The organism is Pseudomonas sp. S3_B08, assembly GCF_054667725.1.
The window spans coordinates 220,102-235,567 of record NZ_CP162750.1 but is presented as its reverse complement, the minus strand read 5'-3'; the positions used below and the strand labels follow the sequence as shown (position 1 = coordinate 235,567).

At 61.1% G+C, this 15,466-nt stretch carries 13 protein-coding genes; 11 read left to right on the top strand and 2 right to left on the bottom strand.

All coding sequences use genetic code 11. From position 1 onward, the window contains the following. The first annotated feature begins 178 nt into the window (after positions 1–178). The 10 genes from AB4N73_RS01125 to pdeM all read left to right on the top strand — a co-directional run bounded on the left by AB4N73_RS01125 (position 179) and on the right by pdeM (position 13,887). On the top strand, positions 179–2,629 hold the full coding sequence (locus tag AB4N73_RS01125) for a penicillin acylase family protein (RefSeq protein WP_460142829.1): 2,451 nt from the start codon (positions 179–181) through the stop codon (positions 2,627–2,629). Between the two features lie 634 nt (positions 2,630–3,263). Continuing rightward, entirely contained in the window at positions 3,264–4,298 is a 1,035-nt protein-coding gene (locus AB4N73_RS01120) for a ligase-associated DNA damage response exonuclease (protein WP_460142828.1), read from the top strand. After that, entirely contained in the window at positions 4,295–5,983 is a 1,689-nt protein-coding gene (locus tag AB4N73_RS01115; RefSeq protein ID WP_150743350.1) for an ATP-dependent DNA ligase, read from the top strand. Before AB4N73_RS01120 ends, AB4N73_RS01115 begins: the two co-directional genes overlap by 4 nt. A gap of 372 nt (positions 5,984–6,355) precedes the next feature. Beyond that, a complete protein-coding gene (locus AB4N73_RS01110; protein ID WP_041478063.1) occupies positions 6,356–7,138 on the top strand; it encodes a transporter substrate-binding domain-containing protein in 783 nt (260 codons plus the stop codon). A 56-nt stretch (positions 7,139–7,194) separates the two neighbouring features. Continuing rightward, positions 7,195–7,923, top strand: a complete 729-nt coding sequence (locus tag AB4N73_RS01105) for an ABC transporter permease (protein WP_016771383.1) — start codon at positions 7,195–7,197, stop codon at positions 7,921–7,923. After that, on the top strand, positions 7,920–8,630 hold the full coding sequence (locus AB4N73_RS01100) for an ABC transporter permease (protein WP_130912856.1): 711 nt from the start codon (positions 7,920–7,922) through the stop codon (positions 8,628–8,630). The genes AB4N73_RS01105 and AB4N73_RS01100 overlap by 4 nt, the downstream gene beginning before the upstream one ends. A gap of 28 nt (positions 8,631–8,658) precedes the next feature. Next, positions 8,659–9,777 (top strand): succinylglutamate desuccinylase/aspartoacylase family protein, encoded by a 1,119-nt coding sequence (locus AB4N73_RS01095; protein ID WP_041478065.1) that lies wholly within the window; start codon positions 8,659–8,661, stop codon positions 9,775–9,777. Positions 9,778–9,789: 12 nt separating this feature from the next. Continuing rightward, on the top strand, positions 9,790–10,554 hold the full coding sequence (locus AB4N73_RS01090) for an ABC transporter ATP-binding protein (protein WP_041478066.1): 765 nt from the start codon (positions 9,790–9,792) through the stop codon (positions 10,552–10,554). Positions 10,555–10,747: 193 nt separating this feature from the next. Next, a complete protein-coding gene (locus tag AB4N73_RS01085; RefSeq protein WP_460142827.1) occupies positions 10,748–13,237 on the top strand; it encodes a ligase-associated DNA damage response DEXH box helicase in 2,490 nt (829 codons plus the stop codon). Further along, positions 13,234–13,887, top strand: coding sequence for a ligase-associated DNA damage response endonuclease PdeM (gene pdeM / locus AB4N73_RS01080; RefSeq protein WP_016771388.1), 654 nt, complete (start codon positions 13,234–13,236; stop codon positions 13,885–13,887). The genes AB4N73_RS01085 and pdeM overlap by 4 nt, the downstream gene beginning before the upstream one ends. A 44-nt stretch (positions 13,888–13,931) precedes the next feature. Here the strand turns inward: pdeM and AB4N73_RS01075 are convergent, their stop codons facing one another. Beyond that, a complete protein-coding gene (locus tag AB4N73_RS01075; RefSeq protein ID WP_016771389.1) occupies positions 13,932–14,141 on the bottom strand; it encodes a hypothetical protein in 210 nt (69 codons plus the stop codon). 107 nt (positions 14,142–14,248) lie between these two features. Beyond that, positions 14,249–14,815: a dCTP deaminase gene (gene dcd, locus AB4N73_RS01070; protein ID WP_007940589.1), complete on the bottom strand. Its 567-nt coding sequence runs from the start codon at positions 14,813–14,815 to the stop codon at positions 14,249–14,251. Between the two features lie 355 nt (positions 14,816–15,170). On the opposite strand from dcd, the gene AB4N73_RS01065 reads away from it, so the two are divergent. Further along, the gene (locus tag AB4N73_RS01065; RefSeq protein ID WP_002554837.1) at positions 15,171–15,380 is read left to right on the top strand and encodes a cold-shock protein; all 210 of its coding nucleotides are present in this window, start codon (positions 15,171–15,173) and stop codon (positions 15,378–15,380) included. Positions 15,381–15,466 lie beyond the last annotated feature (86 nt).

Sequence of the window (15,466 nt, the reverse complement as noted above, 5' to 3'; positions counted from 1 at the left end):
TCGGGACTCATTCCGCAGTTCAACATCAGCGCTTTCCCACAAGCAACTGTCACGCCTCTGACCGATCAGCCGACAACTGCATAAATAACCACTCGCCCCGCTTGCGCGGCCCTCGCGCCGTCACTAACGTAGCGGCTTTATTGCGCCCCCAGCCTTATACCCCCGCAGGAGCTTCGCCATGGCCTCGCCAGCCCTTACACATTTTCTTCCCCGGTTCGGCGTTGCCGCAGCAGTGGCCGGTGTCCTCGGCCTGTCCGGTTGCCAGACCTGGAACGCCCAGGACAGCCTGCCGCCGACCTCCGGCGTACAACCGCTCAAGGGCCTGGCGCAGAACGTGTCGGTGCGGCGCAATGCGATGGGCATGCCGTTGATCGAGAGCAACAGCTTCCATGACGCGCTGTTCAGCCTCGGCTATGTCCACGCCAGCGACCGCATCAACCAGATGGTCACCCTGCGCCTGTTGGCCCAGGGCCGGCTGGCGGAAATGTCTGGCGCGTCGATGCTCGATGCCGACCGCTACATGCGCGCGGTCAATCTGAAGAAGAGCGCCGGCGAGCTGTACAAGGCCTCGTCGCCACGGCTCAAGCGCTTCTTCGAAGTCTACGCACGAGGCGTCAACGCTTATCTGTTCCGCTATGCCGACAAGTTGCCGGGCGACCTCGCCGCCAGCGGTTACAAGCCCGAATACTGGAAACCGGAAGATTCGGCGCTGATTTTCGCCCTGCTGAATTTCAGCCAGTCGGCCAACCTGCCGGAGGAAATCCAGTCACTGGTGCTCGCGCAAACCGTGACCACTGACAAACTCGCCTGGCTGAGCCCGTCGGCGCCCGATGAAAACCTGCCGGTTGCCGAAGCCGACAAACTGCAAGGCCTCAAGCTCAACGGACAAATTCCGGGGCTGACGGAATTGAGCAACGCCAGCCAGCAACTGTCGGCGCTGAACCTGCTCGCCACGCCGACTGCGAATAACTGGGCGATCGCCCCGCAACGCAGCCGCAGCGGCAAGAGCCTGCTGGCCAGCGATGCGCACGGGCCGCTGGCCGCGCCGTCGCTGTGGAGTTTCGTGCAGATCCGCGCGCCGAAATATCAGGCCGCCGGCGTCACGGTTGCCGGTCTGCCGATGGTGCTCGGCGGCTTCAACGGCAAAGTGGCGTGGAGCATGACCAGCGTGCTCGGCGACAATCAGGACCTGTTCCTCGAGAAGATCCGCCGTCAGGGCAGCAGCCTCACTTATGAAGTCAACGGCAAATGGCAGCCGTTGGGCGTGCGCAACGAAACCTATTTCGTCAAAGGCCAGCGGCCGATTCGTGAAGCCGTTTACGAAACCCGCCACGGCGCGCTGCTCAACAGTGCCCAGGCAGCGGCGCAGGGCAGCGGTTTCGGTCTCGCTTTACAGACGCCAAGCTTCACTGACGACAAAACCCTGGATGCCTTCTTCGATCTGACCCGCGCGCAAAACGTCGAGCGCGCCTCGGACGCCAGCCGCGAAATCCGCGCCATTACCCTGAATCTGGTCTTTGCCGATGCAAGCAATATCGGCTGGCAAGTCACCGGGCGCTTCCCCAACCGTCGCGAAGGTGAAGGCCTGCTGCCCTCGCCGGGTTGGGACGGTCGCTACGACTGGGACGGTTACGCCGACCCGATGCTGCACCCCTACGATCAGGACCCGGCACAAGGCTGGCTCGGCACCGCCAACCAGCGTGTAATTCCCGACGGCTACGGCATGCAGTTGTCGAAATCCTGGGCGGCACCGGAGCGCGGCGAGCGCCTGGCGGAAATGGCCGGCAGCGGCAAGCACGACAGCCGCAGCGTGATCGCCATGCAGTACGACCAGACCACCACGCTCGCCGCCAAGCTGAAAAAAGTCTTCGAAGCGCCGGGGATGAAGCAACCGCTGAAACAAGCGATCGACGCTTTGCCGGAAGCGGAGCGCAGCAAGGCCCGCGAAGCCTTCACGCGCTTGATGGCGTTCGACGGCAAGCTCAGCCCGACCTCGGCGGATGCGGCGATTTATGAACTGTTTCTGCAGGAAAGCATGAAGCAGATCTTCCTCGATGAACTGGGTCCTGAGTCGAGCCCGGCGTGGAAGGCCTTTGTCGCCAATGGCGATCTGTCCTACGCGGCGCAGGCCGATCATCTCTTGGGGCGTGAGGACAGTCCGTTCTGGGATGACCTGCGCACGCCGCAGAAGGAAGACAAATCCGTGATTCTCGCCCGCAGCCTCGCTGCGGCGATTACTGCCGGTGACAGCCAGTTGGGCGGCGATCATCGCGCCTGGCAGTGGGGCAAACTGCACAGCTATGCTTGGAAAAACAGCAACGGTCAGACTGTACGCGGGCCGCTGGCGGCTGGAGGCGATCACACCACGCTGAACAGCTCGGCGTTTGCCTGGGGCCAGGACTTCGTCACCACGCGCGCGCCGTCGATGCGTTTTATCGTCGACTTCGGCCAGAGCGAGCCACTGATGGCGCAGAACGGTACGGGGCAGTCGGGCAACCCGCTGAGTCCGAACTACCTGAACGGGATCGATGCGTGGCTGAAAGGTCAGTACATCGGCCTGCCGATGCAGCCGCAGAACTTTGATCGGGTGTATGGCAAGGCCCGCTTGACCCTCACCCCCGGGAAATAGAGCAAGATCAACAGCCCCTCACCCTAGCCCTCTCCCTGAGGGAGAGGGGACTGATTGGGGGATGCTTGGGTCTTGCGCCGACCTGAAAGAGAGATGGTGAATCCAACATTGGATCAGGCTCAAGGCTGTGCCGGATCCATATTCAACTCGGCCCCCCAGGTCGATGTACCTCACCAGACACCTCGGTCGGCCCCTCTACAAAGCGAGGTGAATCCAACATTGGATCAGGTTCAAGGCTGTGCCGGATCCATATTCAACTCGGTCCCCCAGGTCGATGTACCTCACCAGACACCTCGGTCGGCCCCTCTACAAAGCGAGGTGAATCCAACATTGGATCAGGTTCAAGGCTGTGCCGGATCCATATTCAACTCGGTCCCCCAGGTCGATGTACCTCACCAGACACCTCGGTCGGCCCCTCTACAAAGCGAGGTGAATCCAACATTGGATCAGGCTCAAGGCTGTGCCGGATCCATATTCAACTCGGTCCCCCAGGTCGATGTACCTCACCAGACACCTCGGTCGGCCCCCTCTCCCTCTGGGAGAGGGCTGGGGTGAGGGAAGCGCTTCAAAGCCGATCGAACTTCCAGCCTCACGCCCGCCTCATAGCTAACAAGCCCCCCATTCCGGTCACGACATGGATCTTGTTATTGCCCGACCTGAAGGTCTCTACTGCCCCGCCGGAGATTTCTATATCGATCCGTGGCGGCCGGTCGAGCGTTCGGTGATCACCCATGCCCATGGCGATCACGCGCGCACCGGTAATCAGCACTACCTGTCGAGCAGCGCCAGCGCCGGGATTCTGCGCGCGCGCCTGGGTCAGGACATCCAGTTGCAAACACTCGACTACGGCCAGCGCCTGACCCACCACGGCGTGACCCTGAGCTTTCACCCCGCCGGGCATGTCCTCGGTTCGGCGCAGGTGCGCCTGGAATACGGCGGCGAAGTCTGGGTCGCGTCGGGGGATTACAAGGTCGAGCCGGATGGCACGTGCGCCCCATTCGAACCGGTGCGCTGCCACACGTTCATCACCGAATCGACCTTCGGCCTGCCGATCTATCGTTGGCAGCCGCAGGCGCAGATCTTCGCCGAGATCAATCAGTGGTGGGCGGCCAATATCGCCGCCGGCAAGGCCAGCGTGCTGTTCTGCTATTCCTTCGGCAAGGCGCAACGCATCCTCCACGGCATCGACGAAACCCTCGGGCCGATCCTCAGCCACGGCGCAGTCGAACCGCTGAACCGCGTCTACCGCGACGCCGGCGTATACCTGCCGCCGACGATTTACGCAGGCGACGTGAAAAAAAGCGATCCGATCATGCGCCAGGCGTTGGTCATTGCCCCGCCGTCGGCGGGCGGCAGCACGTGGATGCGCCGTTTTGGCGACTTCAGCGATGCCTTCGCCAGCGGCTGGATGCGCTTGCGCGGGACCCGGCGGCGGCGCGGCGTCGATCGCGGTTTCGTCCTCTCCGATCACGCCGACTGGCCCGGCCTGCTCTGGGCGATCAACCAGACCGGCGCGGAGCGGGTGATGGTCACTCATGGCTCGATCGGCGTGCTCGTACGTCATCTGCGCGAACAGGGTCTTGATGCACAAGGCTTCTCCACTGAATACGGCGATGACGAAGACGACAACATCGCCACCGAACCCACCGTTGCCGAGACGTCCCCATGAAAGCGTTCGCCGAGTTATATGCCGAACTCGACGCCACCACGTCGAGCAACGCCAAGCTGGCGGCGATGCAGGTGTACTTCGCGCAGGCCGCGCCGGAAGATGCCGCATGGGCGGTGTATTTCCTCTCCGGTGGTCGGCCTCGTCAACTGGTGCCGGTGCGCATCCTCCGTGAGCTGGCGGTAGAAGTTTCAGGGTTGGAGCCGTGGCTGTTCGAAGAAAGCTATCAGGCCGTCGGCGATCTGGCCGAGACCATTTCTCTGGTGCTGCCGGAAAATTCCCACAGCTCCGAGGCCGGTCTAGCCGAATGGATCGAAGACAAGCTGCTGCCACTTCGCGGTGAAACCCCGGAATATCTGGCGCGCCAACTGCCGATGTTGTGGGCGCAACTGGATCGGCCGAGCCTGATGCTGTGCATCAAGCTGATCACCGGCAGCTTCCGCGTTGGCGTGTCGAAGCTGCTGGTCACGCGCGCCCTGGCGTCGATGGCCGGCCTCGACAGCAAACGCGTGGCTCAGCGTCTGGTCGGTTACACCGATCTGTCGAACCGGCCCAACGCCGCGAGTTACCTGAAACTCATCGCCCCGGAATCCGCAGACGAACATGCCCAGCGCGGCGGCCAGCCCTACCCGTTCTTTCTTGCCCACGCCTTGGCGCAACCGGTCGAGGAATTCGAAGCGCTGCTCGGCCCGGCCAGCGACTGGCAGGTGGAATGGAAGTGGGATGGTATTCGCGCGCAAGTGGTCAAGCGCGACGGCAAGCTGTGGGTGTGGTCGCGCGGCGAGGAACTGGTGACCGAGCGCTTCCCCGAGTTCGATGTGCTGGTCCACGGCTTGCCGGACGGCACGGTGATCGACGGCGAAATCGTCGTGTGGAAGAGCACCCATCCGACCACCGAAGATGCCTTCGATCCGCAATCCGATGAGCCGCCGGCCGTGCAACCGTTCGCCCTGCTGCAACAACGCATCGGTCGCAAGACGCTCGACAAGAAGATTCTCGAAGAAGTGCCGGTGGTGGTGCTGGCCTACGACCTGCTGGAATGGCAGGGCGAAGACTGGCGCAACCAGCCGCAGGTCAAGCGACGGGCGCAACTCGAGGAAGTCATCGCGCGCTGCAACAGCCCGGTACTGCTGCCCTCCCCCGTATTGACCGGCGAAGACTGGCTCGACCTCGGCCGCCAGCGCGAAGCGTCACGCAAACTCGGCGTCGAAGGCATGATGCTCAAGGCCCGCGATTCGCTGTATGGCGTCGGCCGGACCAAGGACATGGGCGTGTGGTGGAAGTGGAAGGTCGACCCGTTCAGCGTCGACGCGGTACTGATTTATGCCCAGCGCGGACACGGCCGTCGCGCCAGTCTGTACAGCGATTACACCTTCGCCGTGTGGGACGGCCCGCCGGAATCCAGTCAACGCTCGCTGGTGCCGTTCGCCAAGGCGTATTCGGGGCTGACCGATGAAGAGATGCGTCAGGTCGACAGCATCGTGCGCAAGACCACCGTGGAGAAATTCGGCCCGGTCAGCAGCGTGAAACCGAGCCTGGTGTTTGAGCTCGGCTTCGAAGGCATCGCCCTGTCGCGCCGACACAAGAGCGGCATCGCCGTGCGTTTCCCGCGCATGCTGCGCTGGCGCAAGGACAAGACCGTCGAAGAAGCGGACAGCCTCGCTACCCTTCAGGATCTGTTGGCCTAAACCCTTTTCACTGATCGTTCCCACGCTCTGCGTGGGAACGCAGCCCGGGACGCTCTGCGTCCCCCCCAGAGCCGAACGCGGAGCGTCCGTTGATGCATTCCCACGCAGGAGCGTGGGAACGATCAGTCATCGGGGACAATTCCTTTCCACAGTTTTCCCTGCTCTGAGCTACGCGTTTGAACCGAAACAGTGCATGCAAACAGCAATGCCCGTTTCCGTGCATTCAACTACCCTTGCCTCTCTCCGCTCAACCTTTTAAAACACCTGTTCGGCACTCTGGTTCGGAAATTGCTACTTTCTATAGGTCGTAAGCGTTGCAGTAACAATAATTCTGCGCCACAAGCGCTCATATTGGTTCTTAGGGATTGAATAATGAAAAAAGCATTGCTGACCCTTTCTGCACTGGCGTTGTGCATGGCCGCCGGCTCCGCGCTGGCCAAGGAATACAAAGAGCTGCGCTTTGGCGTTGACCCTTCGTACGCACCGTTCGAGTCGAAAGCGGCCGATGGCAGCCTGGTCGGGTTCGATATCGATCTGGGCAACGCGATCTGCGCCGAACTGAAGGTCAAGTGCAAATGGGTCGAAAGCGATTTCGACGGCATGATTCCGGGCCTCAAGGCCAACAAGTTCGACGGTGTGATCTCGTCGATGACCGTGACCCCGGCTCGCGAGAAGGTCATCGACTTCTCCAGCGAACTGTTTTCCGGCCCGACCGCTTACGTGTTCAAGAAAGGCTCCGGCATCACCGCCGACGTCACTTCACTCAAGGGCAAAACCGTCGGTTACGAGCAAGGCACCATTCAGGAAGCCTACGCCAAAGCCGTGCTGGACAAGGCTGGCGTGAAAACCCAGGCCTATCAGAACCAGGATCAGGTGTATTCCGACCTGACCTCCGGTCGTCTCGACGCCGGTATCCAGGACATGCTGCAAGCCGAACTGGGCTTTCTGAAGTCGCCAAAAGGCGCTGATTATGAAATCAGCCAGCCGGTCGACAGTGAATTGCTGCCAGCCAAAACCGCTGTCGGTATCAAGAAAGGTAACACTGAGCTGAAAGCACTTTTGGATAAAGGTATCAAAGCGTTACACGACGACGGCAAATACGCCGAGATTCAAAAGAAACACTTTGGTGACCTGAATCTGTACAGCGGCAAATAATGCCCCGGCGCCCATCCTCGATGGGCGCCTTTTCCATCCGCTCAGGTTGCTGATTTATGTTTGAAACCCTCCTGCAAAATCTGGGGCTGGCCTCGTTCAGTCTGCAGGGCTTCGGCCCGTTGCTGCTGCAAGGCACCTGGATGACCATCAAGTTATCGGCGATGTCGCTGCTGGTGGCCGTGTTGCTCGGCCTGCTCGGCGCCAGTGCCAAACTGTCGAAAGTCAAACTGGTGCGCCTGCCCGCGCAGCTCTACACCACGCTGATTCGCGGCGTGCCGGATCTCGTGCTGATGCTGTTGATCTTCTACAGCCTGCAAACCTGGCTGACGTCGCTGACCGACTATATGGAATGGGAATATATTGAAATCGACCCGTTCAGCGCCGGCGTGCTGACGCTGGGCTTCATTTATGGCGCGTATTTCACCGAGACCTTCCGTGGCGCCATCCTCGCGGTGCCGCGTGGTCAGGTCGAAGCCGCCACCGCGTATGGCCTCAAACGTGGCCAGCGTTTTCGCTTCGTGGTGTTTCCGCAAATGATGCGCTTCGCGTTGCCGGGCATCGGTAACAACTGGATGGTCATGCTCAAGGCCACCGCGCTGGTGTCGATCATTGGCCTCGCCGATCTGGTCAAGGCAGCGCAGGACGCCGGTAAAAGCACCTATCAACTGTTCTACTTTCTGGTCCTTGCCGCATTGATCTATCTGCTGATCACCAGTGCTTCGAACTTTATCCTGCGCTGGCTCGAACGCCGCTACGCCGCCGGTGCCCGGGAGGCCGTAAGATGATCGAACTTCTCCAGGAATATTGGCGCGCCTTCCTTTATACCGACGGCCAGAACATCACCGGGCTGGCGATGACGATGTGGCTGCTGACCGCGTCGATCTGCATCGGCTTCGTCGTCTCGATTCCGCTGTCGATTGCCCGCGTCTCGCCGCACTTCTACGTCCGTTGGCCGGTGCAGTTCTACACCTACCTGTTCCGGGGCACGCCGCTGTATATCCAGTTGCTGATCTGCTACACCGGCATCTACAGCCTCGCCGCCGTGCGCGAGCAGCCGATCCTCGACAGTTTCTTTCGCGACGCGATGAACTGCACGATCCTCGCCTTCGCCCTAAACACCTGCGCGTACACCACGGAAATTTTCGCCGGGGCGATTCGCAGCATGAACCATGGCGAAGTCGAAGCGGCCAAGGCTTATGGCCTGACCGGCTGGAAGCTGTATGCCTACGTGATCATGCCGTCGGCACTGCGCCGTTCGTTGCCTTACTACAGCAACGAAGTGATCCTGATGCTGCACTCGACCACCGTGGCGTTCACCGCGACCATTCCCGATATCCTGAAAGTCGCGCGGGATGCCAACTCGGCGACCTTCCTGACCTTCCAGTCATTCGGCATCGCCGCGCTGATCTACCTGACCATTACTTTTGCGCTGGTCGGTCTGTTCCGCCTCGCCGAACGCCGCTGGCTGGCCTTCCTCGGGCCGACTCACTAGCACTGGTTTCAAAAATAAAGAGATAACAATGCGCCACCAGATCCATGACTTGCTGGCCCCGCTGCCGGGGACCGCACGGCAGATTCACAGCTTCCACTTCGGCCCACCGCAGGCCAAGGGCAAGGTTTACATCCAGGCGTCGCTGCACGCTGACGAACTGCCGGGCATGCTGGTCGCCTGGCACCTGAAACAGCGTCTGGCCGAGCTGGAAGCTGCCGGCCGCCTGCGCAGCGAAATCGTCCTGGTGCCGGTGGCCAACCCGGTCGGCCTCGAACAAGTGCTGATGGACGTGCCGCTGGGCCGTTACGACCTGGAGAGCGGGCAGAACTTCAATCGCTGGTTCGTCGACCTCAGCGAAGAAATCGGCAACGCCATAGAAGGCCAACTCAACGACGACGCGCAGCACAACCTCGAACTGATCCGCGCCAGCCTGCGCAACGCCCTCGACCGTCAGAAGCCGACCACACAACTGCAATCCCAGCGTCTGACCCTGCAACGCCTGGCCTGCGATGCCGACATGGTGCTGGACTTGCACTGCGACTTCGAATCGGTGGTGCACCTGTACACCACGCCCGAGGCGTGGCCACAGGTCGAGCCCTTGGCGCGCTACATGGAAGCGCAGGCCAGCCTCCTCGCTACCGATTCCGGCGGGCAATCGTTCGACGAGTGCTTCACCCTGCTCTGGTGGCAACTGCGCGAGCGCTTCGGTGAGCAGTTCGAGATTCCGCTGGGCAGCTTCTCGGTGACCGTCGAATTGCGCGGCCAGGGCGACGTCAATCACCCGCTGGCCAGCCGCGATTGTCAGGCGCTGATCGACTATCTGATCCAGTTCGATGCCATCGTCGGCGAGACCAAGCCGCAACCGCCACTGCCGTACCCTGCCACGCCGCTGGCCGGGGTCGAACCAGTGACCACACCAGTCGGCGGCCTGCTGGTGTACTGCGCCACGCCCGGCCAATACCTGGAAGCCGGCCAGCAGATCGCAGAAATCATCGACCCGGTCCACGACAAGGTCACCCCCATTCATTGCACCGCCGCCGGCCTGCTGTATGCGCGCTCGCTGCGGCGCATGGCCACTGCCGGCATGGTCATCGCCCACGTCGCGGGCGCCCAGGCCTATCGCAGCGGCTACCTACTTTCGCCTTGAGGATGCTCGTCCATGTACAAACTGACCGTTGAAGGCCTGCACAAAAGCTATGGCGATCATCAGGTGCTCAAAGGCGTTTCGCTCAAGGCCAAAACCGGCGACGTGATCAGCCTGATCGGCGCCAGCGGCTCGGGCAAAAGCACCTTTTTGCGCTGCATCAATTTCCTTGAACAACCCAATGACGGCGCCATGAGCCTCGATGGCCAGGCGATCCGCATGGTCACCGACCGCCACGGCATGCACGTTGCCGACGCCGATGAACTGCAACGCCTGCGCACGCGGCTGGCGATGGTGTTCCAGCATTTCAACCTGTGGAGCCACATGACCGTGCTGGAAAACATCACCATGGCCCCGCGCCGGGTGCTGGGCTGCAGCAAACAGGAAGCCGAGGATCGCGCCCGACGTTATCTGGACAAAGTCGGCTTGCCGGCGCGGGTCGCCGATCAATACCCGGCGTTTCTGTCCGGCGGCCAGCAACAGCGCGTGGCGATCGCCCGGGCACTGGCGATGGAGCCGGAAGTGATGCTGTTCGACGAACCGACCTCGGCACTCGACCCGGAACTGGTCGGCGAAGTGCTGAAAGTGATTCAGGGCCTGGCCGAGGAAGGCCGGACGATGATCATGGTCACCCACGAAATGAGTTTTGCGCGCAAGGTGTCGAATCAGGTGCTGTTTCTGCATCAGGGTCTGGTGGAAGAAGAAGGCGCGCCGGAAGACGTGCTGGGCAACCCGAAAAGCGAACGCCTGAAGCAATTCCTGAGCGGCAATCTTAAATAAGGTTGGCACTCAACCCTTTGTGGGAGCGAGCCTGCTCGCGAAAGCGGTTTATCAGTCAACATCAATGTTGAAGGTGACATCGCATTCGCGAGCAGGCTCGCTCCCACGGGGGAATCCACCGACCGACAAAGTTAAACTTGTCCCCCCGCTTCGCTGTCTCTGAAACAACACCTCCAGAGCGCACGCAGCCGGCATGGCGAAATCCCCCGACTTTGCAAAAACCTGGTTCAGCGCCCGCGACTGGAAGCCGTTCGCCTTTCAGAAACAGGTGTGGGCGGCGGTGAAAAACGGCGAATCCGGGTTGCTCCACGCCAGCACCGGCGCTGGTAAAACCTATGCGGTGTGGTTTGCTGCACTCAACCGCTTCGCCCGCCTGCAACCTCCCGTGGCCACGCCGCGCAAACGCAAACCGCCGGCCGAACCGCTGACAGTGCTGTGGATCACGCCGATGCGCGCCCTCGCCGCCGATACCGCCCGCGCTTTACAAAGCCCGGTCGATGAATTGCAGATCCCGTGGAGCATCGGCCTGCGCACCGGCGATACCAGCAGCAGCGAACGCGCCCGCCAGGGCCGACGTCTGCCAACGACGCTGATCACCACTCCGGAAAGCCTGACCCTGTTGCTCGCCCGCGCCGATGCGCGCACGGCGTTGTCGAGCCTGCGCATGATCGTCGTCGATGAATGGCACGAGTTGCTCGGCAACAAACGCGGCGTGCAATTGCAACTGGCCCTCGCCCGCCTGCGTCATTGGCAGCCGGAACTGATTGTCTGGGGGGTATCCGCCACCCTCGGTAATCAATCCCACGCCGAGCAAGTGCTGATCCCACAGGGCGGCGGCGTCAGTGTTCAGGGCAAAAGCGAAAAAACCCTGCAGGTCGACACCCTGCTGCCACCGGCCATCGAGCGTTTTCCCTGGGCCGGCCACATCGGTCTGAAGATGCTGCCGCAAGTGGTCGCCGAACTTGATGCCTGCGCCAGCAGCCTGGTGTTCACCAACACCCGCGCGCAATCGGAGATCTGGTATCAGGCGCTGCTGGAAGCGCGGCCGGACTGGGCCGGGTTGATCGCGCTGCATCACAGCTCACTGTCCCGCGATACCCGCGATTGGGTCGAGCAGGCGTTGAAGAATGGCCAGTTGAAAGCAGTGGTGTGCACCTCGAGCCTGGACTTGGGTGTGGATTTCCTCCCGGTCGAACGCGTACTGCAGATTGGCTCGGCGAAAGGCGTTGCGCGCTTGATGCAACGTGCCGGGCGCTCCGGTCACGCGCCGGGGCGCACCTCGCGGGTCACTTTGGTCCCCACCCACAGCCTGGAGCTGATCGAAGCGGTCGCCGCACGCGACGCCGTCGAACAGCGGCGCATCGAGCCGCGCCTGTCACCGCACAAGCCGCTGGATGTGCTGGTCCAGCATTTGGTCAGCATGGCCCTTGGCGGTGGCTTTATTCCTGAAGACTTGTACGAAGAAGTCCGTGGTGCCTGGGCTTATCGTGACCTGACAGCGGCAGACTGGGCCTGGTCGCTGGCGTTCGTACGCCATGGCGGGATGTCTCTTACAGCGTATCCGGATTACCGCCGGGTCGAGCCGGACGAACACGGCGTCTGGCGTGTGCCGGATGCGCGTCTGGCGCGGCGCCATCGCATGAGCATTGGCACCATCGTCAGCGACGCGAGCATCAACCTGAAATTCTGGAGCAAGGGCGGCGGTGGCAAACAACTGGGCAGCGTCGAGGAAGGCTTTATCGCGCGACTGAAACCCGGCGATGGTTTCCTCTTCGCCGGCCGCCTGCTGGAACTGGTGCGGGTGGAAAACATGACAGCCTACGTCAAACGCAGCACCGCGAAAAAGGCTGCCGTGCCGCGCTGGAATGGCGGACGCATGCCGTTATCCAACGAACTGGCCGAAGCGGTGGTCACGCGCTTCAGCGCCGCTGCTCAAGGTCAGTTCAAAGGCCCGGAAATGCACGCGCTGCGTCCGCTGCTGGAGACGCAGATACGCTGGTCCGGCTTGCCCACCACGGAAAATCTGCTCGCCGAGGTGCTGAAATCCCGCGAAGGCTGGCATCTTTTTCTCTATCCGTTCGCCGGGCGACAAGTGCATCTGGGACTGGCGAGCCTGTTGGCATGGCGCGTAAGTCAGCGCCAGCCGGTGACCTTCTCGATTGCCGTGAATGATTACGGCCTGGAACTGCTCAGCGCCACGCCGGTGGATTGGGCCACGCATCTGGACGCGCACCTGTTCAATGCCGATGACTTGTTGCTGGACGTGCTCGCCAGCCTCAATGCCGGTGAACTGGCGTTGCGCCGCTTCCGCGAAATCGCGCGGATCGCCGGGCTGGTGTTCGCCGGGTATCCGGGCGCACCAAAAAGCACCCGCCAGGTGCAGGCGTCGAGTGGCTTGTTCTTCCAGGTGTTCAAACAATATGACGCCGACAACCTGCTGCTGGCCCAGGCTGGGGAAGAAGTCCTACGCGAAGAGCTGGATATTCGCCGTCTGGAACAGACACTGGAGCGCATCAATCAGATGAAACTGGACGTGCATCAGGTTAAACGTCCTACACCGTTGGGCTTTCCGCTGCTGGTGGAGCGGATGCGCGAGAGCATGAGTTCGGAAAAACTGGCTGACAGGATCAGAAGAATGGTTGGTGACCTGGAAAAAACCGCTGATAACGGGAAATCGTCGTGAGTGCGTACCCGGTGCGTTTGGCCGGTGAGGAGTTGTGGCTGCTGCCGGAGAAAGCGCTGTACTGGCCAGCGCAGGAAGCATTGCTGATCGCCGATGTGCATTTCGGTAAGGCGGCGGCCTATCGCAGCCTCGGCCAGCCGGTGCCGCATGGCACGACGGCGAGCAACATCGAGGTAATCGACGCGTTGCTGGCGCGGTTGCCGTGTCGCCAGTTGATCTTCCTCGGGGATTTTCTGCATGGGCCTGGTTCACATGTCCCGACCACGCTGAATGCGCTGGCAGAGTGGCGCGCACGGCACGCTGACCTGCCGATGACACTGATTCGCGGCAACCACGATAAACGCGCGGGCGACCCACCAGCCTCGCTGAATATCCGCGTGGTGCCAGAGCCGCTGTTACTCGGACCGTTCGCCCTGCAGCATGAGCCCGATGCGCATCCGGAACGGCACGTGCTCGCCGGCCACGTGCATCCGGTTTATCGATTGCACGGCAAAGGTCGGCAGAGCCTGCGCCTGGCCTGTTTCAGACTCGGTGAGCGCATCAGCCTGATGCCGGCATTCGGTGCGTTCACCGGCGGCTATCAGGTCGAGCGCGACGACAGTTGCAAAGTCTTCGTGATCGGCGACAACGAAATATGGCCCGTCAGCTAGATCGCACATAGATCAGACTGACGGGCCATATTCATGCCGGTGGATCAGGCGACAGGCGCCGGAGGCGGCTCGTCCGGCAGCGTCGGTTCGCCTGGTTCGGTCGGTTGTTCGTTGGGAGTATCGGGATCGGGCTGGCCGGGCACGCCGCCGGACAGGCTCAAAGACGGATTCGCCAGTAACGACCAGGCCAGAACGCCTATCTGATTGGGCTCAAGCCTTGCCAGTTCAGCGCTGATTCGCGGGTCGATCTTCATAGGGCACTCCTCAGTGAAGGCCCGAATCTGTGTGTAACAAAAACGGGCAGTACACCCCATAGAGTGTCTGCCCGCCAAAGAATTCCCGACATCCGTCGGATGGTCGATCAGGTACGCGGCAAGGTCACGCCACGCTGGCCTTGGTACTTGCCGCCACGATCCTTGTAGGAAACTTCACATTCTTCATCGGATTCGAGGAAGAGCATCTGCGCCACACCTTCGTTGGCGTAGATTTTCGCCGGCAGGTTGGTGGTATTGGAGAATTCCAGGGTCACATGACCTTCCCACTCAGGCTCGAGCGGAGTGACGTTGACGATGATGCCGCAGCGCGCGTAGGTGCTTTTACCCAGGCAGATGGTCAGCACGTTGCGCGGAATGCGGAAGTATTCGACGGTGCTGGCCAGGGCGAAGGAGTTCGGCGGAATGATGCAGACGTCGCTGTGGATGTCGACGAAGCTGCCGGCGTCGAAGTTCTTCGGGTCAACAATGGCCGAGTTGATGTTGGTGAACACCTTGAAGTGGTTGGTGCAACGCACGTCGTAGCCGTAGCTCGACACGCCGTAGGAAATCACCCGGCTGTCGTCGCTGCCGCGCATCTGGCGCTCGACGAACGGTTCGATCATGCCGTGTTCCTGCGCCATGCGGCGAATCCACTTGTCCGATTTGATGCTCATGGCGGGTTTGTCCTGAATAGCGAGGTGGAAAAATTCTGTCCGGCATCTTACCGGGCGCGTCGTCTCGTTCAAAGTGCGCAACGCAATTCTCGGCGAACACCCCGTATTTACGCGATGTGGCGACGAACCGTCGCACCGCCGATCCCTAAAACACAGAATCCTTTGCAAGAAACATTGGCACGTTCCGGAAAAAGGGTTAAGGTGGCGTCACTGTGTTGCTTGTGTCACTGAGAATCTCTACACGATATGTTGAATTTCGATCCAACCATCTACAAGAATTTTTCCTGCTCTTTGCACTCAGTCTCGGCCAGGGTTCTTCCTGAGTCGCAGTTATCTTTGTTCAAGGAGTTACACCATGTCTAATCGCCAAACCGGTACCGTTAAGTGGTTCAACGATGAAAAAGGCTTCGGCTTCATCACTCCACAATCCGGTGACGACCTGTTCGTTCACTTCAAAGCTATCCAATCCGACGGCTTCAAAAGCCTGAAAGAAGGCCAACAGGTTTCTTTCATCGCTACCCGCGGTCAGAAAGGCATGCAAGCTGAAGAAGTACAAGTTATCTAACTTGTAGCTTCTTTAGAAAAGAGCCCCGCCCTTAAAAGCGGGGCTTTTTTGTGGGCGCCTGTTTTGCGCTGGCAAAAAAAATCGCG

Bases quoted from the DNA above. Each gene is read 5' to 3' on its own strand.
- AB4N73_RS01110 (WP_041478063.1), top strand. From the start codon at position 6,356: ATGAAAAAAGCATTGCTGACCCTTTCTGCACTGGCGTTGTGCATGGCC.
- AB4N73_RS01120 (WP_460142828.1), top strand. From the start codon at position 3,264: ATGGATCTTGTTATTGCCCGACCTGAAGGTCTCTACTGCCCCGCCGGA.
- AB4N73_RS01085 (WP_460142827.1), top strand. From the start codon at position 10,748: ATGGCGAAATCCCCCGACTTTGCAAAAACCTGGTTCAGCGCCCGCGAC.
- AB4N73_RS01115 (WP_150743350.1), top strand. From the start codon at position 4,295: ATGAAAGCGTTCGCCGAGTTATATGCCGAACTCGACGCCACCACGTCG.
- AB4N73_RS01125 (WP_460142829.1), top strand. From the start codon at position 179: ATGGCCTCGCCAGCCCTTACACATTTTCTTCCCCGGTTCGGCGTTGCC.
- dcd (WP_007940589.1), bottom strand. From the start codon at position 14,815: ATGAGCATCAAATCGGACAAGTGGATTCGCCGCATGGCGCAGGAACAC.
- AB4N73_RS01105 (WP_016771383.1), top strand. From the start codon at position 7,195: ATGTTTGAAACCCTCCTGCAAAATCTGGGGCTGGCCTCGTTCAGTCTG.
- AB4N73_RS01090 (WP_041478066.1), top strand. From the start codon at position 9,790: ATGTACAAACTGACCGTTGAAGGCCTGCACAAAAGCTATGGCGATCAT.
- AB4N73_RS01095 (WP_041478065.1), top strand. From the start codon at position 8,659: ATGCGCCACCAGATCCATGACTTGCTGGCCCCGCTGCCGGGGACCGCA.
- AB4N73_RS01075 (WP_016771389.1), bottom strand. From the start codon at position 14,141: ATGAAGATCGACCCGCGAATCAGCGCTGAACTGGCAAGGCTTGAGCCC.
- AB4N73_RS01065 (WP_002554837.1), top strand. From the start codon at position 15,171: ATGTCTAATCGCCAAACCGGTACCGTTAAGTGGTTCAACGATGAAAAA.
- AB4N73_RS01100 (WP_130912856.1), top strand. From the start codon at position 7,920: ATGATCGAACTTCTCCAGGAATATTGGCGCGCCTTCCTTTATACCGAC.